Source organism: Paenibacillus sp. J31R122 (genome assembly GCF_056269185.1).
Genome location: NZ_JBWDNM010000004.1, coordinates 345,745 through 371,477 on the forward strand (window position 1 = coordinate 345,745; position 25,733 = coordinate 371,477).

The following is a 25,733-nucleotide window of genomic DNA, read 5'->3' on the forward strand; positions in this document are numbered from 1 at the left end:
ATAAGATTGCACATTGAAGGGAAGACATAATAATGACTTCAGATCAAGTCAAGCAGCTAAAAAAAATGAAAACGGAAATGACCCGATTCATGATGATGTACAAGTTCGCTTTAGATGAGCTAGAGACGAAGACAGAAATTTTAAAAGAGGAATTTCACATTTTACATGACTATAATCCGATTGAAAATACGAAGTCTCGCATAAAATCGCTGGAAAGCATAATGAGAAAGATATATAGGAAAGGTATAGATCTTGATCTCTCAAATATAAAAAACAAGATTAGAGATATAGCCGGAATGAGAATTACTTGCTCATTTATTTCGGATATTTATGTGATAAGTGAAATGCTTCAAAAACAGAGTGATCTGACAATTATAGAGGTAAAGGATTATATTAAAAACCCTAAACCGAATGGTTATCAAAGTCTTCATCTATTAATTGAAGTACCTGTATTTATGTCCGATCGACAGGAACAGGTTTGTGTCGAGATACAAATTAGGACGATCGCCATGGATTTCTGGGCGAGCTTGGAGCATAAAATTTATTATAAATACAATCAGAGCGTACCGATGCATATGCTTCAGGAACTAAAGGAAGCCGCCGATGCAGCAACTGCTTTGGATCAGAAAATGGAACGCCTTCATGATGAAATTGAATTAATAAAAGAAGAGCATATGGGAGAAGAGGAGGGGTTGATGCAGCTTATGATTAACAATCAGCAGTTTTCGATTCCTCCAGCATTACTGGAGCTAATGAATGACGGCCGTAATGATTCAAAGGACTGACAATAAGTAGAACAAGGCCGCCGGTTGAATAGGACCAGGCGGCTTAACTATTTATTTTAACCAAATGATTTGCAGTATGAGCTAGCTTAGTTACCTAGGTCATTTTAGTCTTCCATTGGGTTGAGCCCTGACGTATGCTTCATTTTCTTGAAAGCGCTAGGGCTCTTCTCCATCCATTTGTGAAATTGTTTAATGAAATGATTGTAATTGTGAAAGCCGACATCATAGGCGATTTCTGCGGAGCTCCGATCGGTATGCTCCAGCAGAAGCGCGGCCTGACGAATTCGCATTTGATTTAGCGCATCAATAATAGACTGTCCGGTGTTTTCCTTGAATAAGTGGGATAGCCTTGACGGTGATAGACCAACGGCTTGAGCGAGTGATTCTATTCGGACAGGCTCTCGCATGCTTTGTGATAAACGGTGCAGCGTCTCTTCGACTCGGCTGTCATGTTTTTGTTGTCTTTTTTGAGCTAGCAGAATCAGTACTTCAGTAAGTGAAGTAAGACAAAGCTCATTCCAATAGTTGCTGCATTCTCTTGAGTCCGAGAGTATTCGCATAAAAGCTCGATAAATACGCTTCTTAGCTGCCTCGTTGCTAATCGTCTGATTGAATAGGGGTTTATCCGGAAGAATACCTGTCGGCAATAATATATCCGTGAAATGTGCCCATGCAAATTGCCATTGCTTCCCTTTCGATGTGCCATACTGATGAGGTGTTCCAGGCCGAAGCAACGTAACATCACCGGGCAGGCACAGCAATTTTTCCGACGGAACCTCGAAAAATCCTTCCCCGCCAATCGTATACGTGATCAGCCAATCTTTCCTCCCGGCAGGTCGATTTGTAAAGTATGAATCTGTTTCATTATTATTTCCAGCAATGACGAAACCATGGTCTTGCCCATAAAATTCATTTGGTAAATCGATCTTACTCATAATCAGAAGCCTCCTGCGAAAATTAGTTATTTCCAGCATAACGATTTTCGGATAATAAGGCTAGTGAATAGCAGGATTGTGTGACAATTAAGCATCATTGTTACTTCATCTCCTCCTTTACTTCTTCTATACTTTAGGTATTGAAGGACATCGATTGAGGAGGAACACAAATGAACGATACATTAAGAGCTTTAACACAAGAGCAAAAGCTGCAATTTCAAACAGAAGGCTATTTAATTGTAAAAGGGATTTTTTCCGAGGAGCAGCTAGCAGAGATTGAACAGACTTTTGAACAGATTAGCAATCAGACGATACCTGGCCATTTTGAGCCTGTGCTGGATTCAGAGGTGTCTGACCCATTGACCCGCTATCCACGTGTTATGCACCCGCACCGATTCAATGAAACGGCAATGAAATATATGCTTCATCAGCCTGTAATGAATGTGCTCGCGGATCTTTATGAGGAAGAAGCGCTGGCTGCGCAAAGCATGTTTTATTATAAGCCGCCTGGTTCACGAGGACAGGCATTGCATCAAGATAATTTCTATTTAAAGGTCGAGCCAGGCAACTGTATCGCGGCATGGACCGCTGTAGATGCGGCAACAGAAGAAAATGGCAGCTTGCTTATTGTACCGAAAACTAATGATTATAATATTGTATGCCCAGAGCTTGCGGATTCAAAGGAATCCTTTACGACGCATTATGTGAAGCCGCCTAAGGATGAGAAGGTGATTCCCGCAATAATGGATAAAGGGGATGTGCTGTTTTTTAACGGCAATCTGATTCACGGCTCTTACCGCAACAAAACAAAGGACCAATTCAGACGTGCTTTCATCTGTCATTATGCGAATGAGTCTGCTTCAAAAATAGGAGGATATTATAATCCGTTGTACCGGGTTGACGGAACCAGGGTTCAGATCGCGGATAGTGACGATGGAGGCCCATGCGGTGTTGAATTCGAAAATGTCTATCCTCACTAAGTGAGCGAGTTCGACGCAAGATGCTACAGTATCAATAGCAATTGCTATTCACGAGCATTTGATCAAAAAAGTCATACCGCCATATGTGGCAGTATGATTTTTTTTGTATGTGATCGTTTTCATTCATTATCACAGATTTACAACTTGGAAGAAGAAACGTACTATTAGTCTAATACCTGAATGTATAGGTATTTGAATGTACGAAAATTGACTAAGGAGCTGATAATGATGAACATAGTGGTGGAGCAGCCGGCTGCAAGTTGGTATAAAACAGAAATGGGCTTAGCGGATGGAGATTTTGTTCGCATTTATGTACGTTTAGGCGGCTGCGGCAGTGTCCATCCAGGCCTATCGCTTGGCGTCATTAAAGATAAGCCGAGAAGAGTCGGCTTAAGCGAAGTGGTCGAAGGTATTACCTTCTATATGGAGGAAGATAATCTATGGTACTTAGAAAATAAAGAGCTGCGTATTTCATTTGACGCGAAATATGAAGAAATTCGAATGGTTGTCAGCTAGCTTTCTGATAAAGCTGACAGCTTGTTAACGGTAGCCCAATTACGCGTAGTGGCGGATACTTTTAGCTTCTTCTCTAGAAAGTTATTAGAGAACAGAGACTTTCCATAGTTTTGTCGTGCCAAAATAAAAACTTCTCGTCCTTTTAGAATATAATCGTCAACGTCGTTTTTAAAGGTCATTAGAACTTGAATAGCTTCCGTGCTCGGTTCATGTGATAAAAAAGAGACGTAAATTTTATCGCTCTCAGCAAGCTCCATTTTCGCGAATGGGTTATTGTCAATTACGTAAAGAAGCTCTTCACGGGTTCTTACCATAACGGGTACATGGTAGCCATACACCTCTTCCAGCTTCTTCTCAATAGTTTTCTCAAGAGCGGTAATATCCTGTTCTTCCGCTACGAATAGGACATTACCGCTTTGAATATAAGTTCTAACCTGACCCAAATGAAGATCCTCGAAAACGGATCTCAAATGCTCCATTTTAATTATCTTTTGACCGCTAACATTAATGCCACGCAGCATGGCGATATAACAGATCATTGCTGCACACCCCTTCTTCTCTTTTGTTTTGCTTCTTCCTTTTTAGTTTATCGATTAATTATAAGCAAATCAAAATTATTCTGTGGAGAATACAGAGCAAACCTTTGTGATAATAATCACAGCTTACATGCAATGGAAAACTTATACTGAGTTGTAACAGCAGAAGAGCTTCAACCTTTGAAGCAAACAGGAGGGATGTTTATGGAGCATGTCCCTTTAAGAAGGGTCGAGCAGCTTGCATTAAAGAAACAGAAAATATATATGAAAAGCAAGCTGCGTTATATACTGCGAGCTATGCTCGCGAGTATGTTTATCGGATTCGGTGTTATCGTGGCGTTTAAGACGGGTAGTTTTTTCTATAACGAGCACTCTCCGCTAACGTACCCGATGGCCGCTATCACGTTTGGAGCCGCTATTATTCTAATCGCTTATGGCGGCGGGGATTTGTTTACAGGCAACACGTTTTATTACACCTATACGGCATTGCGCGGCAAAATGCGCTGGATAAATGTTATAAAGCTATGGTGTATGAGCTATGGCGGCAATGTGCTGGGAGCGGTAGCGTTCGCACTGCTGATTTGGACAACGGGATTATTCGATGATGCTTCAGTCAACGGATTTTTGCTCAGCGTAGTCGAGAAGAAGATACACACTCCAGTATGGGAGTTGTTCTTCCGAGGAATTCTTTGTAATTGGCTAGTATGTTTAGCTTTCTTTATACCGATGTCATTGCGGGGGGACGGGCCAAAGCTGTTTACGATGATGCTGTTCGTCTTCTGCTTCTTCATTTCGGGCTACGAGCACAGTATTGCAAACCTTTGTACTTTCGCCATTGCGCTGGTGCTGAACCATCCAGGAACAATTTCATTAGGTGGAATGCTTCATAATTTAATACCGGTTACGCTCGGTAATTTAATTGGCGGCTCCTTACTAATGGGCGGCATGTATTATTTCGTAAATAAACCATTTGATGAGGTGGATGAATCATGAAGAAGACTAAAGTTGTAGTAATAGGAGTAGGAGCAGTAGGCTCCACGACCGCATATACATTATTGCTAAGAGATCGTATGGATGAATTGGTGCTTATTGACGCGAATGGTGGAAAAGCTATGGGCGATGCGCTTGATATGAACCACGGTATGCCTTTTCTCGGTCGTACGAAGGTATGGGCAGGGAGCTACGAGGATTGCAAGGATGCTGATATCGTCATAATTACGGCGGGAGCCGCACAGAAGCCAGGCGAGGAACGTATCCACTTGCTGAAGCGGAATGTAGCCATTTATGAGAGTATCGTAACCGAGGTGTTAAAGTATAATGATGACGGCATCTTGTTGATCGCGACAAATCCGGTCGATGTTATGAGCTACTTTAGCTGGCAGAAATCCGGCTGGCCTACCCACCGTGTTATTGGCTCGGGAACATTGCTTGATAGCGCACGCTTCCGCTATTTAATTGGTGAGAAGCTGCAGCTTGATCCGCGCAGCGTTCATGCCCATATTATTGGCGAGCATGGTGATTCCGAGCTGCCGGTATGGAGCCTTGCGAATGTTGCCGGCTCCGCCATAGCGCTTTCTGAGGATGAGAAGGCCGATATTTTCACAAATACAAGAGATGCGGCTTATGAAATTATTGAAGCAAAGGGCGCTACGTATTACGCGATTGCGCTTGCGCTGGACCGGATCGTAACTGCTATTTTGCGGAATGAATCGGCTGTGTTAAATGTTTCTACTTTGGTTGAGAATTACCATGGCCTCTCAGATGTATATTTAGGTGTTCCTTGTGTTGTAGATCGTCAAGGCGTGCGCGAGGTGCTTGATATCAAGATTACAGATGCAGAAAAAGAGCTGCTGCACCGTTCAGCGAACAAGCTGAAGGGACTTATTCAATCGCTTTCTGAATAATGATTGGATTAACAACCCAGTCATTGACAGAGGCACGAATGAGCTAGTCTACCCTACATTCACTGCTTTGTGTTTGGAAAAATGAGGAACGACGAGGTGATCATAAGCAACCATACTGGTCATCATTGAGATAATTAACTGTGAAGGACCCAGTGCTTGCTGTTAAGCGCTGGGTCTTTTTGTGCGCCTCTAAAGATCACGAGTAAAATATAGCAATAGTCAGTACGATATCGAAATTACAGGTAATGCTGCTAACATAAATGAGATCAAGGTTTTAATTTGTTGAACTATTTTCTACTTGACTTATTCAAGCTTAGTTATGTAGTATAATACAATCTAACAAATAATAGGCACTGACCAAAGACATGATTTCCTATCCGAGCTGTCCAGAGAGAGAGGCTAAGGCTGAAAGCTTCTCCAGTTACCGGTTGTGAGATTACCCCTTTGCAGCCGTGACGTTGAACCCGTTGAGCTGTGACTCAAGGCAGTATGCGACACCGTTTTATCCCCGATATCGGATACTAATAAGGACCTGACTATCTATTCAGCAGGTCGAATTAGGGTGGAACCACGAGCTGAACGCACTCGTCCCTTCTTGGGAGAGATGCGTTTTTTTGCGTTCATAAAAAAAAGTAGAAATGGAGGATGAATCATGGAGATTAATGTTATTTTGCCGGATGGAACAGCTAGGAGGTATTTGCAAGGCACGACAATAGCACAGGTTGCGGAATCAATAAGTATCGGTTTGAAGAAAAATGCTGTCGCTGGAAAAATAAATGGCAAGCCTGTTGATTTGAACGAACCGATCGATCAGGATAGCCAGATCGAAATTGTAACGCTTGAAAGCAAAGATGGCCTAGACATCTATCGTCACACTACGGCACATATAATGGCTCAAGCGATTAAACGAATTTATGGCGAAAAAGCTGTGAAGCTCGCTATTGGGCCGGTCATTGAAGACGGTTTTTATTATGATATCGATATCGAAAAACCACTATCCAGTGATGATCTTAGTGCCATTGAAAAAGAGATGGAAAAGGTTATTCAAGAAAACCTGCCCATTGTTCGTCGAGAGGTCAGTCGCGCTGAAGCCCTCCACATTTTTGAGGAGCTTGAGGAGCCGTTAAAGCTGGAGCTCATACGTGACCTGCCGGATGATGTCGCGATTACAATTTATGATCAAGGAGAGTTTTTCGACTTATGCCGCGGACCACATCTCCCCTCCACAGGTAGAATAAAGGCGTTCAAGCTGCTGAATGTGGCGGGTGCTTATTGGCGTGGTGACTCGAATAATAAGATGCTGCAGCGAATTTATGGCACTTCGTTTCCGAAAAAAAGTCAGCTGGAAGAGCATATGCACTTTCTGGAGGAGGCCAAAAAGCGTGATCATCGCAAGCTAGGCAAGGAGCTCGAATTGTTTATGTTTTCTGAGGAAGCGCCAGGAATGCCCTTTTATCTTCCGAAAGGAATGACTATTCGTACGGAGCTTGAAGATTTTGCACGTGAGATCCAAAGGCAGCGAGAATACGATGAAGTACGTACGCCGCTAATGATGAATAATCGGGTTTGGGAGCAATCGGGCCACTGGGATCACTACAAGGATAATATGTACTTTACTAATGTGGATGATACAAAGTTCGCGCTTAAACCGATGAACTGTCCAGGGCATATGCTTATTTTCAAAAATAGCTTACGTTCCTATCGAGAGCTGCCCATTCGCCTCTCGGAATTTGGTCAGGTGCACAGGCATGAGCCTTCCGGGGCCCTTAACGGGATGATGAGGGTTCGTACATTTTGCCAGGACGATGCGCATCTATTTGTTCGGCCGGATCAAATTGAGGATGAAATTAATCGCGTCATTATGCTGATTGACCATGTTTATCAGGTATTCGGCTTTGAATACAAAATAGAGTTATCCACACGTCCAGAGGATTCAATGGGCTCGGAGGAGTTATGGAATCAAGCAGAGCAGTCCTTGCAAAATGTGCTGGATAATCGAGGTATCCAATATACCGTCAATGAAGGGGACGGGGCATTTTACGGTCCGAAAATTGACTTTCATATTTTAGACGCGCTTAAACGGAGCTGGCAATGCGGCACGATTCAGCTGGATTTCCAAATGCCTGAAAAGTTTGAGCTATCCTATATTGGCGAAGACAATCAAAAGCACCGTCCGGTCGTCATTCACCGTGCGGTTTATGGTTCCATTGATCGATTTATCGGTATTTTGACAGAGCATTTCAGCGGTGCATTCCCTCTATGGCTCGCGCCAGTCCAAGCGAAGCTGTTGCCTGTATCAGAGAACTATATTGATTATGCACTAGAGGTGAAGCGAGCCTTGGAAAAGTCGGGTATACGCGTGGAAGTCGATATACGAAATGAGAAACTAGGCTATAAAATCCGGGAAGCCCAGCTAGAAAAAGTACCGTATATGCTCGTGCTCGGTGAAAATGAGAAAAATTCCGCAACGGTGTCGGTTAGAAAGCGATCGGAAGGCGATCTTGGCTCAAAAAGCATAGTTGAAATCACTGAGCAAATTCGGGAAGAAATTCAATCTAAAGCTTAAGATTGAATAGTTATTATTAGTATACAATTTAGGAGAGTGCTAACGTTTTGTCATCGCATGTTATCGCAACAGCTACTCAATCATTTCGTTCTCGATTAATTACTTTACTGCTTGTCGTAATGGTCGCTGGGATGAGCCAAGGATTACTGCTTCCCCTGCTGACCATTATGCTCGAGCGTTCCGGTGTGTCATCAGATATGAACGGAATCAATTCGGCGGCATTATATATTGGTATTTTCTGCACGGTGTTTTTTGTAGAGAGGCCAGTCGTTCGGTTTGGATATAAAAAAGTTATTATAGCAGGCATTGCATTGGTATCGATGTCCGTCCTGCTCTTTCCAATAAGCGATTCGCTTGTGGTGTGGTTTGTATTGCGCTTGCTGGTTGGCGTTGGAGATAGCTGCCTGCATTATACGACTCAATTATGGATCGTCAGCTCAAGCCCGGCAGATCGTAGAGGAAAATTTATTTCATTGTATGGAATGGCGTATGGCTTAGGGTTCAGTATTGGGCCGCTTGGAATTAATTTGATGTCTTTTGGCAAAGCGGTTCCTTTTATGGTGAGCGGCGCATTGTTTTTCAGCGTGCTTTTGCTAGTACTCCGTCTCCAGAATGAAAAACCTGAGCAAGCAAAGAAAAGCAGATCATCAGAAAACCGTTTCATTACAACCTATCGTATGGCGTGGTTTGTATTAATCCCAGGCTTTCTGTACGGATTAATGGAGGCCTCTATGAACAGCAATTTCCCATTGTATGGCTTGCGGATCGATTTAAGTCAGCATTGGATATCTTTATTGCTGCTTTCTTTCGGCGTTGGCGGACTTATTTTGCAGCTGCCGCTCGGAATTTTGAGTGACAAGATAGGCCGAAAGCCGATTCTAATCGCCTGTGGACTGATTGGTTCACTTGTGTTTTTCTTGATACCTGTCGCAGGAAGCAATGTCGGTATATTGTTTGTTTTATTTGCCTTAGCTGGCGGCTTAGTCGGTTCTTTCTATTCGTTAGGACTGGCTTATGCGGCGGATATTTTACCGAGGGCCATACTGCCAGCAGCTAACGTTATCGCATCTATTCACTTCAGTATTGGGAGTATTATGGGGCCAACTCTTGGCGGATTCGGCATTCGTTATATTTCGATACACAGTATATTTTTATTTCTAGGCAGTGCTTTCCTTTTGTTCGCGTTGTTTGGGCTTTTGTTTCGACCGAAGCAGCAGGTACAAGAGGGGAAATGAAACGAGTTATTACAGTAATGGTGAAAATATACTTGATATAAAAAGAGTTGACTAAGCGTATGCAAATATGGCGTATGAATGCGGACGGCAGCAGGCAGACTCAAATGACTTTTGATGAGAGCAATAGCTGGTTTCCGCATGTGTCGCCAGGTGGAGAATCTGTTGCTTGCTTACATTACTTACCGTAAGGGTGATGTGGCTCCTGCGGATCATCCCGCTAGTAAAAATGTAGAAATTAGACTGATGTCTAGTGCTGGTGGCGGCGAGTATCGTACGTTGGTTGAGCTGTTCGGAGGGCAGGGCACGTTAAACGTCAATTCTTGGTCGCCCGATGGCAGACTGCTGGCATTTGTGAGCTATGAGTTGAGGGCGTAGCTTTTATAGTGGCATGTTATTACTTTTCTAATAGTAGGAATCAGCAATAAGCGGCATAGGTTCCGTTACTATACTCAAATGGCGCATATTTGATCCTTTTGGAACAATTAACGGACCTGTTGTTCGCAGGTATATCGGCATGTTCACAAATAAACGAACTCTTCGTCCACTGCCTTATTTGCTACGCCCGCGTAGTTTCATTTTTTGCAATTAAATGAGCATTCTAAAGGAGCAGTCACAAGTTAGTTTCAGATGTTGAACTTAATTGCTCGGTCAGCTCGTTCTGCGCCTCTTTCCGGTGATTTAGCTCTATATTCTGAAACTAATTCATCTCTAATTCCATAATTCCGCTCATTAGATTCACAATGTGAAACTAATTAAACCTTGCTCCAATCCGCCAGAAGTGTATGTAATTTGCGTCAACAAATAAAGGGATAATCGCGTACTTCTCTTCTGTTGTCGTATTTGACTGTATTTTGTACAATCAACGCCACAACAAAAAGGTTGTATTTGTCCCAGACTGTATTTCATACAAGCTAATCGCCTGTTATGCAGATCAAGAGCTTCTAACTACCTATTTGATTGTACCTTTTCCATTCAAACACATTGAAACATGGGAATATAAGCTGTTTGAATGTACGATATCCATTCTACTCTTCCACATCTATCCCACTTACATTAGTTGAAAATCTACTCGCCCACCTATCCCACTTACACGAGTCGAAAAATCTACTCGCCCACATCTATCCCACTTACATGCGTTGAATAATCTACTCGCCCATCTATCCCACTTACATGCATTGAAATAGAATGATGGTAAAGGATGTCTACACCGTCTGCATAGAGTTTCATGTCATCAAGCACTGATTTTGAGATTGAGCCATGAAAGGTTGTGTAAATTTTGTATAAAAGAAAACTGACCATATTTACTCTTAGTTCATTATTACTATCAATCTTAGCGGGGCTCTTGTTGATGCCTAAACCAGTTGGTGCGATTTCAATCCTTCCTGCACAGTTGTACTTATTAAAAGATACCTCTATTTATAATAATCCTTGGAAATCGGCTAAGCCGGCAGGAGTGTTGACCGCTTCTCAAGTCGTTACAGTCGTCTCATCAAACCTAATACCTTTCGATGAGAGAGCGATGGATGAAGATATCAGCTGGTTTAAAATCAAAACATGGCTTGGCGATAAGTGGGTTGAGGCGAATATTGATGGATTATTGGGAGGAACCTTAGATAAAAAGGTTAAAACGATAACAACGGTTTATTCTGTTCCTTTGTATGATCGACCAGATACTCGTTATCCAACGAATAAAACTGTTGCGCCGCAGAAGTTTAAAGTCACAAAAGCTTTCCATTATACGAGCTGGAGCTTCACTAGCGCGTCTTCAATCGTAATGGGAGGTACAGGGTTTTGGTATCAGATCGATACTTGGATCGGGAAAAAATGGATTAAAGATCCGGATGCACTGGAGAATGTAATCGCGACACCCGTTTCCTATACAATCAAGCTAACAGGACAGGAAACGACTTATCCTCATCCCTTTGTAGTTGAAGCATCAGGAGAAAAGGTCGAACCGCAGGCCGTCCAAGTAAGTTCCGAATGGATAGCTGGAAGCGGCCCTAACGAAGTATTTTGGATAAAGGTTACTCTACCAGAAGGGGAAAGATGGCTTTCACCAAAAAATCTAATCATCAAAGACTACAGGGAACTAGACGAAACCATCACACTCCCTACAAAAACAAGATATTATTCCGAGCCAATCGTCGAAAGAGAAAATGTGATTAGTCACAATGGTTCAACCGCATGGATGGAGCCAGGAAAGTATGAGGCTTTTGAAGCGTCCGATGATTGGAAACATATTCGGACGAGGGAGCACGGTGATGTGTGGGTAAACCCGAAAAGAGCTTTGCTTGAACGGCCAGAGGGAATTATAAGCATTGACGAGAAACTGAGCTTAACTAAAAGCGATACCTATTATTATTTTCCGTTAACTGGTGAACAGTCACATGCCAAAGGGTTCTACTCTCCGCAAACGGTAAAGGTGTACGAGAAATGGGTTTCTCCAGATGGCTCAGTTTGGTATCACTTTGGTTCTGGCAATGGGGAATGGTTTAAGCGAAGTAAATGATAGGTTGTGCAATACTAGGCAAGAAGTATGTGGAATTATGAGATTTATGGAAGTGAACGATCGATGTTGGAAAGCTAGGTAGAGGACTATCCCGATGAATATGCAAGCAAGAAAGCCTATTAAGCCCCTATACTGCTATTGCTACTCAGGATGGGGGCTTGATAAGCGATACTAGCTTATATGTTTCTACAGCGGAATCCGATACTCTGATTTTAGCTCGACAATATGTTCACCTTGATTGTATACCCAACAAAAGTGAAACTGGTTGCCATCATAGTTAGTCCGCTTGCGAATATCAGGCACAATCGTTGTTTCAAGATTATTATTGATCACCTTTTCCATATCTCTCAACCTCATTAATGAATCACGAGCCGCCGTTTCCGCTTGCTCGGCAGACATTGTCAGTCGAAAGTAACGTATTGAAAGCTCTTCATTCGTAAACTCTTCAATCAACTGTTCACCAGCGCTTTGTAAAATTTCCTTAACCGTCTTAATCCAATCTCCTGCCAAATCCATTGTAACTTCGTACATTTTAAATCCTCCAAGTTAGAATTATAATCGCGTAGTTCATAATATATTAATTTCACTCAAACCGGATACATCTTCATTTCTTGTTACTTAGGTATTGTATTTCCCGCTTGCTAAAAACAATGGCTGCTGGGCCAAGAAAGGAAGATGATGGTTAGGCAGTGATATACCGTGACTTGATCAACCTTTATTATATCCCATTACTAACCTTCGCGTGAACAGGATACTGCTTTATACAATAGTGAAGCTGTAAAGTCCTGATGTTTTTTTTCGATCCGGTAATTAGAAGTTTCCTATTCTCTAAATATGATAATATGTATAAAAGTGAAGAGGGAGTGACGTGATGCCTCATCTTATTGGAGAAAGAATTATTTTGAGAGAATATAGAATAGAAGATTTAGAATCCATGCGATTTTGGGTCAATGATCCGAAAATAACGAATAACCTATCTGATATTTTTATGTATCCTCATACCAGAAACGCAACAGAAGCTTATCTGAATACAATAATTGAAGGAAAGACCGATCAGAAGGGATTTGTAATTGCCCATAAGGATACGGAACAATATATTGGTCAAATAGATTTGTTTCATTTGGATTGGAAAAACAGATGTGCTGAAATGGGGATCGTTATCGGGAATTCCGAGTGGCAAAATAAGGGGTTCGGAACGGAAGCTATTCATCTTATGCAGGCATTCGTTTTTCAACAATTAAATCTAAACCGGCTACAGCTTGAAGTACATGATTACAATGAGAACGCAATGAAATGTTATTTGAAATGCGGATTTAAAGAAGAGGGGAAACTAAGGCAGAAGCACTTTTCTAATGGACGATACAGTGATGTAGTGTTTATGGGCATTCTAAAAGATGAGTACTATCCATCTACGGATCGTAATTCGTAAAGCTCGCGCACATCGCATTTTACGGTGTCTGCAATTGAGACCGCGACTTGAAGAGGCATTACTCTTTTGTTATCGATGTAGTCAGCTATGCGTTCTGGCTTATAGTGTAAAAGTTGCCCAAGCTGAACTCGTGACATCCCCCGTGCGATTAAAATATCATCAAGCAAACAGCGACCCAACTCATATTTCATTTTTATGAATCATCCTTTTTTAGTAGTAATATTTGAATCAGACCAATAGGTATAAATGTTAAATACATTGATGATTAAGGGGTGAAGTACATGAAACTTACAGAGCAAGAAATCGTTGAAAAGTTAGCAGAGCGGGCAGGCTGGAACCGTGAAGACGGCAAGTGGATCGTCAAAAAATATCGGTTTCGCGCGTTTATGGACGGTATCGAATTTGTAAATAAGGTAGCTGAAGCATCCGAGCGTCTTAAACATCATCCCTTTATTGCCATTGATTACAAAATGGTCACGCTTCGTATGACGACTTGGGTCGATGGTGGATTGACGCAGCTTGATTTTGCGGCTGCGGAAGCGTTTGATGAAGCTTTTAAGGTCGAAAAGAGTTGATTAAAGAGCTGAATAATTAGTGAGTTAACAAATTAAAGAGTTGATTAATTATAGGACTGATTAACATTATAGCAGATGCTGGCTGTTGAATAGTATGTCTTATTCGAGGCTGTATTATCCGAATATTCGGCATTTAACGCTGAGAATGATGAATGTCGCGACTTAAGCTCTAAATACTCACATAACTTTACGTTAAGACAGGACTCAGGACTTTCTCAAGAACTCGTAACAACTCGTAACAACTTGTAACTAGCTTCATTTATGAATTCTGAGCACCGAATATGAAGTTAAAACCTCGAAAGCCGATTTAAGCTTGCTTTCGAGGTTTTTTGTTATTTTGTTGCTGAAGTGGAGCGTAGGTTTAGCCGTGTTTGAGCTATTGATTGTCTTGAATACTATTGCTTGTACGGCTATTGCTCAGACTTGGTATTCCCTGTTTCCTTGCTAAGCTCTTCAAATGACTTCACTTTACCATGAGGCTGCTGCGAGTGCTTTCGTTGATGCCATGCATTTTCTCGACGATTTTTAGATGATGTCATATTCGCGCCCCCTCCTTCCCTTATGTAGGTTGGCATATTGTTAGCCATCTCATACGAAGAAGGTGTTCAATTCATTGTTAGCATTTATTTGAATATATTAACGACCTTCGGTAATTTTCAATTCCTCTGGAGAGAGTGTAATCGGAAGTGTCTTTAGGAGTGTATAATGGAGGAAATAGTACGTTAGAAAAGTTGTAAGCACGATTTTCAAGCTTACAGACCCCATGATCGATCAAATTAGGGGCTATAAGCTCGATTTTTGGTCTTACAGCTTTGGTTTTAGTAGTTGGAGCCGGAAAAAGGTGGCTGTAAGCACGATTATCGAGCTTAAGCCCTCCAGAATGCGGTGGAGAGTGGGCTGTAAGCACGATTTTCGAGCTTAAGGGATTTAGTGTGTTGAGTTCTGAGCTCAGTTGGTGTGAATAGCTCGATAGTTTGGTCAGATGCGGTTAGTGTGTTGCGTTGTAAGCTCTGTTGATGTGAAAAGCTCAATAGTCTGTTTAGTTGTGGTTAGAGTGTGTGTAGGAAGTGTTGTAAACTTCCGCATGTATTGGCTGGTAGTCTGGTTTGTTCGCGAGCAGTACTTAAACTTCAGAGCACAATCAATGTTGATGATATTGATATTGATATTGATGATGCGAATGAGATATGCGATTGAGAATCTGAATCTGGATCTAGATCAGGTTATGGATTTAGATGAGTTGTGAATGTGGTGAACTTACAACCTCTATAAGTACAGGTGAGGTCACGAACCTGCATAAGCACGTAAAGGGCTGCCCCAAAAGTAGTCCTCTACTTTTGAAGCAGCCCTTATACGTATTAATAATTAACTATCAATCGATTATTCGACGAACTCCCAAGTTGTATCCATACCGGTGACTGGACAATAAAGAAATTTTTCTCCTTCACGGAATTCACTGCGCCTGCCTGATTGAGAAATGTAGTTCCCTGTGCGTTCACAAGTTTCTCCGGTGCGATAAGAAGTTTTTGTATTACTCATAGTAACTGACACCTCTTTCAAAGTTTTGCAGGCAATGTAGGATAGGGTTATTACCTGCTTGTTCATATATAACCACATCATACTTAATTGAAACAGTGTAATTGACTAACCTTCAACTCCAGTAACCATTTCACGATATTTTCCTGGAGTAATGCCTTCCTGCTTTTTGAAAACACGGATAAAGCCGGTGTCGGTCGCATATCCTACCTTCTGCGCGATCTGAAGCATCGTCGAGCTGGATTCAGCGAGCAGCTTTTTCGCTTCTTGAATACGAATATCACTAATATATTCGGTCAAGTTTATGCAATTTTGTTTTTTAAAGAAACCAGATATATACTGAGGCGTCATACCAAGGTTTTCGGCAATAGAAGTCAAGCTAAGGCTATTGTCTAAAAAGTGCTCATTGATGTAATTTTTTATTTGCTCATTCAGCAAATCGTTTTGATCGGTGCGAGCCTCTCGAACATTGCTGCATATATGATGACTTAGTTCTTTGATTTTCTGCTGCATTTCCAGGGCTGATTTGCTGTCGACAATATGTCTGACAGGATCAGCTCCTTGAAAAAATTGATTTCCATCGATATTCAACGCATTAATCACTTTTAATACGGTACTGAGCAAATCAATGAACAGATATTTGCTCATTTCAGGCGTTATGACGCCGGAAGCTACATTTTGCTCATATAGCTCATCCAGCAGGCTGACAGCTTGCTCGTAATTACCGCTTTTCAAATAATTCATCATCTGAACTTCGACTTCTATCGGGTAATGGTAATAGCTTCGCTCTACATCTTTGACTTGATCATAATGGATAATGGATCCAGTGCCATGAATGATTCTATAGTCGAGGGCACTAATGGCCTCCCTGTAGCATTTTCCAAATTGCTGTATGCCTTTATGGATCGAGCTGGATACAATCGTAATTTTCATACGGAATCGTTCTTCAATGATTTGTTTTAACTGAAGAATAATGCCGTCCCTTTCCGTTATCGTCTCCTCTAATGAACCAGGCACATTTAGCAGAAGTGCCAGCTGATTTCGTTCGGTTTCCACAACATAACCCTTACCTTTGATCAAATCGCTGCTTAAATTATATAAGATGAATTGAACGAGTGCCCATTCCTCTTCACGATCCTCTTTCATGAACTTGCTGGAATCCTCGATCGAAATAAGAACAACACAGCTATGATCGTATGGCATCTGCACACCCATAAAGTCAATCGTGTTCTGATCGAAGGGTTCGTGCCCAGTATGGTCCTTCAGCAGACGTGTCAAAAAATGCGCGCGAGCGACAGGAGCATGGTTTGCAAGCATATGCCGCATCTGTACCCCTTCCGCCATATTTTTCGCAATCGATGCTTTAATGAACTCATACTCATTTACTGCAATAGATGCTTTATCGACTTTCCCATTCATCAGGGCGAGTACCATTTCACGGATCGGGCTGTAACTGCGATAGGCCATCCAGTACGCGGCTGCGGTTCCGCCAAGCAATGCGATTATAAGGAGTGTAACAGCCCAGCCGGTCATTTCATGGATACGCTGCAGTACGACTTTCTCCGGTATAAGTGAGATGTATTTCCATCCACCTTCTCCACTGGTATAGGAAAGCATCATATCTTGACCGTTATACTTAAAAGTGCGGTAGTCCGTTTCCAGCATTCCGGATGGAAGACCTTCTGGTAATTTATTGTTCTCAGCTGTAGACAGAAGTACCTGCCCGGACTCATCTACAATATACATAGTTGCGCTGTTTGCCCATTCGATTTGCTTGAGTAGATTAAATATTTGTTGTTCATCAATCTGCATAACAAGTGTTGCCCGAACGTTTTCACTTTCTCCAAGGGGCAAGGAAATGGCTGAAGCGATGACATTCTTCGAAAGAGCTCCGTCGAATACCGCTTCTGACGGCCAGAAGGTTTTGAAGTGATAGCCGGTTAATAGCTTTGTTTTTATTTCGTCTACATTTTTATTTGCATAGGGTGATATTTTTGTGAAGAAAGTATTTGTATCCGTTTTCAAATTAGGAGAAAAGATGATATCTTGGTTTCGTAAATGGATATAAAAATCACCTATGAAGCCACTCCCGCTCCGTATGTTTTTGAGAGCAATGACTGCTTCGGAATATTCGATATACCGCTCACCTTCTTTAATGTTCCATAGCGTCTGAAGCTTGGGGTGAGTAGCAATTTGAATTGTTAATTGATCGATTTCCTTCATGTTGTTGTCGACAACTTGTCTGACTTGCTCCAGCATCGCAAGGTTGGAACGGTTAGCATTCTCGACCATCGTATTTTCAATATTCGTGTACAGGAAAGCTGAGATCGTCACCGGGATAACTAGGATGAGAAGATAAGATAACCATAACGTTAAAAACACATTTTTACGGCGTCGCACTAATCCAAAACCTCCCGTTAGGTCATTTAAAAGTGTGTTCAGCGTAACATAATTGACTTTATCGTTCAATTGCATAAGCATGTAAATATCATTATTTTGTGCTCAAAAAAACGTCAACTGGAAGAAAAGATAGCCCAGATTAATATTGGTTTATCCAAAATGTGAAGTTTGGCAAGTGTTTCTAGATACTGATTATGGGCAAGTTGATCGGTCATCTTCTATAATCAAAATGCGGATGGTGATTCCGCAACGAATAACGCAACGAATATGAGGAGGGTCATCGAAATGAGAATGAAAAAGATGAAATCGCTTTCGTACATGGTAATCGGTATTTCGATCACAGCATTATTAGTAGTTGCAGGATGCAGCAGCGGATCAAATAACCCGCCAGCAAACACCGGGAAAACCAGTAATAATGAGCAAAAGAATACGGAGAAAGCCGGTACTGAGGTTGGCTATCCAGCAAAGGTATCGTATTGGGTATCCTTAAATGGCAACGTAGCAGCAACAATGAAGGATTATGGTGAAATAGCTGCATACAAAGAATTAGAGAAGGTTACAGGCACGAAAGTGGAATTTCAACATCCGCCAACAGGTCAGGAAAAGGATCAATTCAACTTAATGATCGCATCCGGCAAGCTTCCAGATGTAATCGAATACAATTGGAGCGGAGCAGCTAAAGGTGCGGACAGCTTGATTAAGGATAAAAGAATAATTCGCCTAAATGAATTAATTGCAGAGCACGCGCCGAACCTGACCAAAGTGTTGGAGGAGAATCCAGAGTTCCGCAAAATGATTACGACAGATGAAGGAAATATATACGCAATGCCTTTCTTGTTAGGTGATCCGATGCAATCGTACGTTCATGGTCCTATTATTCGGAAGGATTGGCTCGGAAAATTACAACTAGAGTCACCAAAAACGATAGCGGAATGGGAAACGGTGCTGACCGCATTCCGTGATGGAGATCCGAACGGCAATAATGAAAAGGATGAAATTCCTTATTTATTTAACATTGCAGATTTGGATAATAACTCTCTATTCGTTGGAGCGTGGGGGATTACTTCAAGCTTCTATCAAGATGGAGGAACAATAAAGTATGGTCCTATTCAGCCTGAATTTAAAGAGTTTTTGGCTACAATGGCCAAATGGTATAAGGAAGGGTTAATCGATCGTGATTATGCGACTACTGATGGTAAGCTGAAGGATGCGAAAGTAACAGGAAATCAGTTGGGATCATTAAGCGGATATCCTGGCAGCTCAATTGGTCGTTACAACACACTAATGAAAGCAGATAGCCCTGATTTCTCAATGACAGGAACTGTATTGCCTGCACTTGATGCAGGAGGAAAAGTAGTTGGACAGTATACCTTCCCATACTCTGGAATCGGGGCTGCGATCTCTGCAAATGCTGCTAATCCTGAGCAAATTGTTAAGTGGCTGGATTATAAATATGGGGAAGCAGGTCATTTGCTGTTCAATTTCGGGATCGAAGGAGAAAGCTATACGATGGTTGGGGATTATCCGACCTATACCGATACCATTTTAAAAAATCCAGATGGTCTGCCCATTACAGAAGCTATGGCGAAATATTTTATAGCAAACTGGAGCGGTCCGATGGTACAAGACAAACGTTACTTGGAGCAATACTTCCAGCTGCCGGAACAGCTTGAAGCGAACTCGAATTGGTCGCAAGCGGATATCACAAAGCTCCTTCCACCGATTACACTGACTGCGGATGAAGGCTCGAAAACATCTGCGATAATGAATGATGTCACAACGTATCGTGATGAAATGATTAATAAATTTATTATGGGTGCAGAGCCGATTGATAATTTTGATAAATTCGTAACGACAATAAAAAACATGGGAATCGAAGAAGCGACTTCAGCAAGACAAGCCGCGCTTGAGCGTTACAATAACAGAAAATAACGAATTGATGCAAAACTAATCATTAAGACCGCTCTAAATTAACCAAAGAAGATTGAAAAAATACCCCCACAGGAGGACTTACTATGTCCATGATGCTGAATAGAAAATCCGGTCCCCCTGTGACGGGGGTCGATAAGAACGCCTTCAAATATCGCGCGTTCCGCGACCTCAGGGTCAATAAGTATATTTATCTGATGCTTATTCCCGTTGTTGCTTACTATGTGATTTTTCTATACATGCCGATGTATGGCTTGCAAATTGCGTTTAAAGATTTTTCTCCAGGTGCAGGGATGTGGAACAGCCCCTGGGTAGGATTACAGCATTTCCAGGATTTCTTCAATAGCTACTACTTCTGGCGTTTGCTGCGTAATACACTGCTGCTTAGCTTGTATGATCTGTTATTTTCTTTCCCGGCATCGATTATACTCGCACTGCTATTAAATGAGCTGCGCAGCAATTATTTGAAAAGAGCGGTACAAACGATTACGTATATGCCGCATTTCATTTCTATCGTTGTTATTTCGGGAATGATGGTCGATTTTCTAGCTCGAGATGGGCTGATTAACAATATTCTTGTCTGGTTTGGTATCGAGCCGATTGCTTTCTTAGGAGAGAGCAGCTGGTTTAGAACAATCTTTATATCCTCCAATGTTTGGCAAAGTATTGGGTGGGGCTCTATTATTTACTTGTCTGCGATGTCCAGCATTGATCCCTCCTTATATGAAGCGGCAAAGGTGGACGGAGCGAGTCGCTGGAAGCAAACCTTTAATGTAACGCTTCCTGGCATTATGCCGATCATTATTATTTTACTTATTTTGCAAATTGGTAATTTTATGTCTGTGGGAACGGATAAGATTCTCCTTCTTTACAACAGCACCACTTATGAGACAGCGGACGTGATCGGGACTTTCCTGTACCGGAAAGGGATTTTGGAGGCCAATTACAGCTATAGTGCTGCGGTCGGTCTGTTCAACTCAGCAATCAACTTCACATTGCTGGTCCTTGCCAATGCCATCAGCAGAAAAACGAGTGAGAATAACCTTTGGTAAAGGAGTCGGTAACGTATGATGGTTAAACGGAGTTTTGGAGAACGGTTGTTTGACATAGCCAATGTTGGGTTCATGATTGTTTTATCAATTGTTACGCTTTATCCGTTTCTGTACGTTTTATTTGCATCCCTCAGCGATCCCGCCTGGTTAGTGAAGGTACGGGGAATCATATTATATCCGCATGGGATAACATTTGTTGCGTACAAGATGGTTTTTCAAAATCCAGCGATTTTAACCGGTTATGCCAACACATTGTTTTATGTCGTAGTGGGTACGTCTCTCAATATATTAATGACTTCATTGGGAGCATATGCCCTTTCTAGACAAAATGTCATGTGGAAAAATCCGATCATGTTTTGTATCGTATTTACGATGTTTTTTAACGGCGGCTTAATTCCTACTTTCTTGTTAGTCAATAATTTAGGAATGCTCGATTCTCGATGGGCACTCATTATACCGGTTGCGATGAGCGCTTATAATTTGATCATTATGCGTACTGCCTTTCAGGGCGTGCCCGTCAGCCTGGAGGAATCTGCGAAGCTGGATGGTGCAAATGATTTCACTGTTTTGTTCCGCATTATTTTGCCATTATCTATGCCGGTAATTGCCGTTATGATTTTATTCTATGGCGTCGGACATTGGAATGCTTGGTTTAATGCACTCATTTATATTCGGACAAGGGAGTTGTACCCACTCCAGTTGATTTTACGGGAAATTTTAATTACTAACAGCACGGATTCGATGATGACTGGTGTAGGCGGCGGGGACAAAATGCCTGTTGGCGAAACGATCAAGTATGCCACGATCATTATTGCAACCGTTCCAGTCCTTTGTTTGTATCCATTTTTACAAAAATACTTTGTCAAAGGTGTAATGATCGGCGCGATAAAAGGCTAGCATTAATTTCAATGAGGTGAAGTTAATGATAAAAGTGAGTAAGCTGTTAGCTGTCAGTTTAATTTTCAGTTTGGTTGCAGCATTCATTCCCTTCTATGAAAACGCTATCTATAGAGCGGAGGCTGCAGGGGCGAATTTGATGATGAATGGAAGCTTCGAGTTGACGACTGCAACGACCAACGCCAGCTGGAGCGGCGTTATGAGTCCTTACCCAGCAGACTGGGGTCTATGGATTCCAACCGGAAGCGGGAAAGCTCCGAATAAAACGGTGAATGTAACGCTAGATCCGGACACGTATCATGAAGGGAGCAAATCAATCTTGTTTGACGCCTTCGCAACTAGCAGAGTATCTGTGAATCAAAGCGTTACGACAGTAACTGCCGGCAAATCTTACAGACTTAAGTTGTGGTTAAAAACGGATAACGTAACTGGCGCAGGGGCTTACTTCAGAACGCAATATTATAACACAAGTAAAGTAGGAGACGGGCCTGCATCTACCAAATTGTTAGGCACGAACGATTGGACGCTGCAGCAAGTATTTTTGACAATACCAGCTGGCGTCACGAGATTGGTTATTGAACCTTTCCTTGAAACGGGGACTGGGAAAGTATGGTTTGACGATATAAGTTTAGAGGAATATAACGGGATTACAGGAATTGCTTTTGATCAAACCGCCTTTTCTATGGAAAAAGATGCAACCGTAACGATTACACCTACGTTTACACCTGCGAACGCAGCCGACACTTCAATCGTCTGGAGCTCTAGTGATCCGAATGTAGCAGCAGTGGATAGTAATGGTAACGTCACAGGAGCTGGGCTAGGCTCAGCCATTATCATAGCCTCGACACCAGATGGAACGATAAAAACGCAATGTCTAGTTAACGTCGAATCAGCCGAAACGATCCAAGCGTACAGCGGGATACGGTTAAAATGGTATGGCAAATTGACGGGAGGCGCCCAATACAATCCGTCTGATCCGGATATTGCGTCCAACCTATCTAAAATAGCCGAAAGCGTAACGAATGAGAATACGAATGGGTATTGGGATACTCTCAATAAAGCTGTTGGCCGTTCATACTTGTGGAACGATCTGAATAGTGCGACGAATTCGGCCCAAGTTTCTAGTGCTTATGGCAGGCTGCGGACGATGGCGATCGCTTATTCTCTTCTAGGTTCAAGCTTGTATCAGAATGCGGCGTTGCGGGATGACATCATCAGCGCTTTGGACTGGATGTACACGAACCGCTATAACGAGAACAAAAATGAATACGGCAACTGGTGGGATTGGGAAATCGGAGCGCCGCAAATTCTGAACGATACTCTTGTGTTAATGTATGATCATTTGACACCGGTGCAATTAGCTAAATACATCAAGGCTATCGATCGTTTCGTTCCGGATCCGAAGAGGAGAACGCTCAACAATGTGACAGAAACGGGAGCCAATCTGCTCGATAAAGCTTTGGTCGTTACGATGCGGGGCGTGATCGGCAACAATAGCGCGAAGATCAAGCAAGGACTTGATTCCATCGGGCCGGAATTTATTTACACGGATCACGGAGACGGTGTATATAAGGATGGTTCGCTTGTTCAACACACTAACATCGCATACACAGCGGGATACGGAGCGGTGTGGCTCAACCGGGCTGCTGATATGACGTTTTTGTTGAATGACTCTCCTTGGCCGGTAACAGACCCTAACGTAAACAATGTTTATAACTGGGTAACGGATACGTTTGAACCTGTCATTTATAAAGGTCTTTATATGGATATGGTAAACGGGAGAGGCATCTCTAGAGAAAGCTCGGGGAGTGCCCGAGGCACAATTCTTACTTTGCTTCGTTTAGCCGAAGGGGCTCCTGCGGACGTTGCTTTATCTATTAAGCGGATGGCCAAAGAATGGATTCAGTCCGATACGACATATACCAACTATTATGATGGATTACCGATTTACGAGCTGGCTCTAGTCAAAAAAGTGATGAACGATGCTTCGATCCAGCCACGAGGAGAATTGCTTAAAAACCAAGTGTTTGCAGGCATGGACCGGGTCGTCCATTTGCAGGACGGATACGGTTTCGGACTCAGCATGTTCTCGAATCGAATTTCTGCCTTTGAAAAGGGCAATAACGAAAATTTGAAGGGCTGGTATACGGGGATAGGGATGACTTATTTGTACAATCAAGACTCTACCCAGTACCGAAATGACTTTTGGCCAACTGTAGATTCGTTCCGTCTGCCTGGTACGACAACAGACAGATCGGGGAACGGAATAACGCCAGTCGAGTGGAAAAGCTACATGAATCCGAAAACATGGGTCGGCGGCTCGTCGATCGATAGCCTTTACGGTGCAGCAGGTATGGATTTCTCACTTACGCAATCGACCGGAAGCAATCTGCAGGGTAAAAAGTCATGGTTTATGTTCGACGATGAAATCGTCGCTTTGGGTGCGGGTATTTCAAAAACAACAGCCGGACCGCATTCGGTAGAGACCATTATCGATAATCGTAAGCTAAACGATGCGGGAGATAACGAGCTTACCATTAACGGAGCCGCCAAATCGAGTCAACTCGGTTGGTCGGAAACATTGGGTGACGTTAATTGGGCTCACTTGGCCGGAAATGCACCAGGTTCCGACATTGGTTATTATTTCCCAGAATACTCCAATGTATATGCTTTGCGCGAAGCGAGAACCGGCGCCTGGAATGAGATTAACAGCGGTCAATCGACGACTCCAATCACGCGAAATTATTTGAGTTTGGCCTTTGATCACGGGGCAACACCTTCGAATGCGTCTTATTCCTATGTGATGCTGCCTAATAAAAATAAAGCGGATACAGCGCTTTATAGCAGCGCGCCGGATGTTGAAGTGTTGAGCAATACGCCGGACGTTCATGCGGTCAGAGAGAAGAAGCTCGGTATTACTGCAGCAAATTTTTGGAATCCGGCATCGGTTGATTTCATTTTCGCACAAAATCCGGCTTCAGTAATGGTGAAGGAAACGGAAACCGAGCTGACCGTAGCAGTCTCCGATCCTACACAACTACAGAGCACGATTACACTTGAGCTTAATAAAGCAGGCTTATCGTTAGTTCAAGCCGATGACACGGTTTCGGTTTCGCAGACGACACCGTCGTTAAAGCTCAATATTACTGTCGCAGGATCATTCGGCAAAACCCATGTAGTCACATTTAAGAAGGATACGACAGCGCCAGTTACGACAAATAACGCGAAGCCAGATTGGCAGCGTACGTCGCAAACGGTAACATTGACCGCGAGCGATGAGAGCAGCGGCGTACTGAACACATTCTACAGTCTGGACAATGGTGCGTTTATGGAAGGGAACAACATACTTGTTACTGAAGAAGGCCTGCATCAAATCAGGTTCTACAGCGTCGATAATGCCGGTAATCAAGAAGCAATCCAAACGGCAATTGTTAAAATCGATTCGACGGGTCCCTTCATCGTTCCTACCGATACCTTGGTTATGTATTGGACCGATGGCGGCACCCTGCAGTTCGATATCTCCGATTCTGTAAGTGGTGTGATCAGTGAGTCTCTTGAGTTGGACGATGTCCCAATAAGCCGCACCTATACGTTCAGTCCGTTATCACTCACTATCGGCGAACATGCAGTGAAGGTAAAGGCGGTTGATGCGGCTGGGAACGAAACGACCTCAACGTATTTACTAGAGGTGCGGATGGATGTCAATCATTTGGATGAAGCTGTTCGTTACGCTTATCAACAAGGCTGGATCACCAACGAAGGCATATTAACCAGCTTATTATCGAAAATAGAAAGCATTCAAGGGCAAGTCGATGAAAAACAGAGGAAGAATGAATGGAAAGCGTTAGAAAATCACATTCTTGCACAATCCGGCAATAAGATTGACGCAGCTTTTGCTGAGCTTTTATTAGTAGCTATCTCCTATTTAAAGTCATAACCATATATTTAG

Annotated in this window: 23 protein-coding genes; 16 read left to right on the plus strand and 7 right to left on the minus strand. The window is 42.5% G+C overall.

From position 1 onward, the window contains the following. Nucleotides 1-32: 32 nt before the first annotated feature. On the plus strand, nucleotides 33-785 hold the full coding sequence (locus AC0YN7_RS09400) for a GTP pyrophosphokinase (RefSeq protein ID WP_475809717.1): 753 nt from the start codon (nucleotides 33-35) through the stop codon (nucleotides 783-785). A gap of 104 nt (nucleotides 786-889) precedes the next feature. Here the strand turns inward: AC0YN7_RS09400 and AC0YN7_RS09405 are convergent, their stop codons facing one another. Further along, on the minus strand, nucleotides 890-1,720 hold the full coding sequence (locus AC0YN7_RS09405) for a helix-turn-helix domain-containing protein (protein ID WP_475809718.1): 831 nt from the start codon (nucleotides 1,718-1,720) through the stop codon (nucleotides 890-892). Between the two features lie 170 nt (nucleotides 1,721-1,890). Here AC0YN7_RS09405 and AC0YN7_RS09410 point away from each other — a divergent pair, with 170 nt between their 5' ends. Then, complete coding sequence (locus AC0YN7_RS09410) at nucleotides 1,891-2,700, plus strand: phytanoyl-CoA dioxygenase family protein (protein WP_475809719.1); 810 nt, start codon at nucleotides 1,891-1,893, stop codon at nucleotides 2,698-2,700. A gap of 225 nt (nucleotides 2,701-2,925) precedes the next feature. After that, entirely contained in the window at nucleotides 2,926-3,216 is a 291-nt protein-coding gene (locus AC0YN7_RS09415; protein WP_475809720.1) for a HesB/YadR/YfhF family protein, read from the plus strand. Here the strand turns inward: AC0YN7_RS09415 and AC0YN7_RS09420 are convergent. Beyond that, nucleotides 3,213-3,755, minus strand: a complete 543-nt coding sequence (locus AC0YN7_RS09420; RefSeq protein WP_475809721.1) for a DUF1697 domain-containing protein — start codon at nucleotides 3,753-3,755, stop codon at nucleotides 3,213-3,215. The genes AC0YN7_RS09415 and AC0YN7_RS09420 overlap by 4 nt on opposite strands. 201 nt (nucleotides 3,756-3,956) lie before the next feature. On the opposite strand from AC0YN7_RS09420, the gene AC0YN7_RS09425 reads away from it, so the two are divergent. The 7 genes from AC0YN7_RS09425 to AC0YN7_RS09455 all read left to right on the plus strand — a co-directional run bounded on the left by AC0YN7_RS09425 (nucleotide 3,957) and on the right by AC0YN7_RS09455 (nucleotide 11,966). After that, nucleotides 3,957-4,745 (plus strand): formate/nitrite transporter family protein, encoded by a 789-nt coding sequence (locus tag AC0YN7_RS09425; RefSeq protein ID WP_475809722.1) that lies wholly within the window; start codon nucleotides 3,957-3,959, stop codon nucleotides 4,743-4,745. Beyond that, nucleotides 4,742-5,656 (plus strand): L-lactate dehydrogenase, encoded by a 915-nt coding sequence (locus tag AC0YN7_RS09430; RefSeq protein WP_475809723.1) that lies wholly within the window; start codon nucleotides 4,742-4,744, stop codon nucleotides 5,654-5,656. Before AC0YN7_RS09425 ends, AC0YN7_RS09430 begins: the two co-directional genes overlap by 4 nt. 652 nt (nucleotides 5,657-6,308) lie before the next feature. Then, nucleotides 6,309-8,222, plus strand: coding sequence for a threonine--tRNA ligase (thrS, locus tag AC0YN7_RS09435; protein ID WP_475809724.1), 1,914 nt, complete (start codon nucleotides 6,309-6,311; stop codon nucleotides 8,220-8,222). Nucleotides 8,223-8,269: 47 nt separating this feature from the next. Further along, the gene (locus tag AC0YN7_RS09440; RefSeq protein WP_475809725.1) at nucleotides 8,270-9,457 is read left to right on the plus strand and encodes an MFS transporter; all 1,188 of its coding nucleotides are present in this window, start codon (nucleotides 8,270-8,272) and stop codon (nucleotides 9,455-9,457) included. 59 nt (nucleotides 9,458-9,516) lie between these two features. Further along, nucleotides 9,517-9,645: a TolB family protein gene (locus tag AC0YN7_RS09445; protein WP_475809726.1), complete on the plus strand. Its 129-nt coding sequence runs from the start codon at nucleotides 9,517-9,519 to the stop codon at nucleotides 9,643-9,645. Beyond that, nucleotides 9,620-9,832 (plus strand): hypothetical protein, encoded by a 213-nt coding sequence (locus AC0YN7_RS09450; protein WP_475809727.1) that lies wholly within the window; start codon nucleotides 9,620-9,622, stop codon nucleotides 9,830-9,832. Before AC0YN7_RS09445 ends, AC0YN7_RS09450 begins: the two co-directional genes overlap by 26 nt. 973 nt (nucleotides 9,833-10,805) lie before the next feature. After that, nucleotides 10,806-11,966, plus strand: coding sequence for a hypothetical protein (locus AC0YN7_RS09455; protein WP_475809728.1), 1,161 nt, complete (start codon nucleotides 10,806-10,808; stop codon nucleotides 11,964-11,966). A gap of 186 nt (nucleotides 11,967-12,152) precedes the next feature. Here AC0YN7_RS09455 and AC0YN7_RS09460 read toward each other — a convergent pair whose 3' ends face one another. Then, nucleotides 12,153-12,497 carry a hypothetical protein gene (locus tag AC0YN7_RS09460; RefSeq protein ID WP_475809729.1) on the minus strand — a complete coding sequence of 115 codons (345 nt, stop codon included), beginning with the start codon at nucleotides 12,495-12,497 and terminating at the stop codon, nucleotides 12,153-12,155. Nucleotides 12,498-12,837: 340 nt separating this feature from the next. Between AC0YN7_RS09460 and AC0YN7_RS09465 the strand changes: the two genes are divergently transcribed. Further along, nucleotides 12,838-13,395 (plus strand): GNAT family N-acetyltransferase, encoded by a 558-nt coding sequence (locus AC0YN7_RS09465; RefSeq protein WP_475809782.1) that lies wholly within the window; start codon nucleotides 12,838-12,840, stop codon nucleotides 13,393-13,395. On the opposite strand, the gene AC0YN7_RS09470 is transcribed toward AC0YN7_RS09465, so the two are convergent. Beyond that, complete coding sequence (locus AC0YN7_RS09470) at nucleotides 13,368-13,586, minus strand: helix-turn-helix domain-containing protein (RefSeq protein WP_475809730.1); 219 nt, start codon at nucleotides 13,584-13,586, stop codon at nucleotides 13,368-13,370. The two genes, AC0YN7_RS09465 and AC0YN7_RS09470, sit on opposite strands and share 28 nt — an antisense overlap. A 90-nt stretch (nucleotides 13,587-13,676) precedes the next feature. On the opposite strand from AC0YN7_RS09470, the gene AC0YN7_RS09475 reads away from it, so the two are divergent. Further along, nucleotides 13,677-13,970, plus strand: a complete 294-nt coding sequence (locus tag AC0YN7_RS09475; protein WP_475809731.1) for a 4a-hydroxytetrahydrobiopterin dehydratase — start codon at nucleotides 13,677-13,679, stop codon at nucleotides 13,968-13,970. A 410-nt stretch (nucleotides 13,971-14,380) separates the two neighbouring features. Here the strand turns inward: AC0YN7_RS09475 and AC0YN7_RS09480 are convergent, their stop codons facing one another. The 3 genes from AC0YN7_RS09480 to AC0YN7_RS09490 form a co-directional block, all read right to left on the minus strand. Beyond that, nucleotides 14,381-14,509, minus strand: a complete 129-nt coding sequence (locus AC0YN7_RS09480; RefSeq protein ID WP_475809732.1) for a DUF6254 family protein — start codon at nucleotides 14,507-14,509, stop codon at nucleotides 14,381-14,383. Nucleotides 14,510-15,350: 841 nt separating this feature from the next. Continuing rightward, the gene (locus AC0YN7_RS09485; protein WP_475809733.1) at nucleotides 15,351-15,509 is read right to left on the minus strand and encodes a hypothetical protein; all 159 of its coding nucleotides are present in this window, start codon (nucleotides 15,507-15,509) and stop codon (nucleotides 15,351-15,353) included. A 105-nt stretch (nucleotides 15,510-15,614) separates the two neighbouring features. Beyond that, complete coding sequence (locus AC0YN7_RS09490) at nucleotides 15,615-17,906, minus strand: helix-turn-helix domain-containing protein (RefSeq protein WP_475809734.1); 2,292 nt, start codon at nucleotides 17,904-17,906, stop codon at nucleotides 15,615-15,617. A 291-nt stretch (nucleotides 17,907-18,197) separates the two neighbouring features. Here AC0YN7_RS09490 and AC0YN7_RS09495 point away from each other — a divergent pair, with 291 nt between their 5' ends. The 4 genes from AC0YN7_RS09495 (at nucleotide 18,198) to AC0YN7_RS09510 (ending at nucleotide 25,721) form a co-directional block, all read left to right on the plus strand. Further along, a complete protein-coding gene (locus AC0YN7_RS09495) occupies nucleotides 18,198-19,838 on the plus strand; it encodes an extracellular solute-binding protein (protein WP_475809783.1) in 1,641 nt (546 codons plus the stop codon). Nucleotides 19,839-19,930: 92 nt separating this feature from the next. Next, a complete protein-coding gene (locus tag AC0YN7_RS09500) occupies nucleotides 19,931-20,887 on the plus strand; it encodes an ABC transporter permease (RefSeq protein WP_475809784.1) in 957 nt (318 codons plus the stop codon). A gap of 15 nt (nucleotides 20,888-20,902) precedes the next feature. After that, complete coding sequence (locus AC0YN7_RS09505) at nucleotides 20,903-21,784, plus strand: carbohydrate ABC transporter permease (protein WP_475809735.1); 882 nt, start codon at nucleotides 20,903-20,905, stop codon at nucleotides 21,782-21,784. A 25-nt stretch (nucleotides 21,785-21,809) separates the two neighbouring features. After that, the gene (locus tag AC0YN7_RS09510) at nucleotides 21,810-25,721 is read left to right on the plus strand and encodes a polysaccharide lyase family 8 super-sandwich domain-containing protein (RefSeq protein WP_475809736.1); all 3,912 of its coding nucleotides are present in this window, start codon (nucleotides 21,810-21,812) and stop codon (nucleotides 25,719-25,721) included. Nucleotides 25,722-25,733 lie beyond the last annotated feature (12 nt).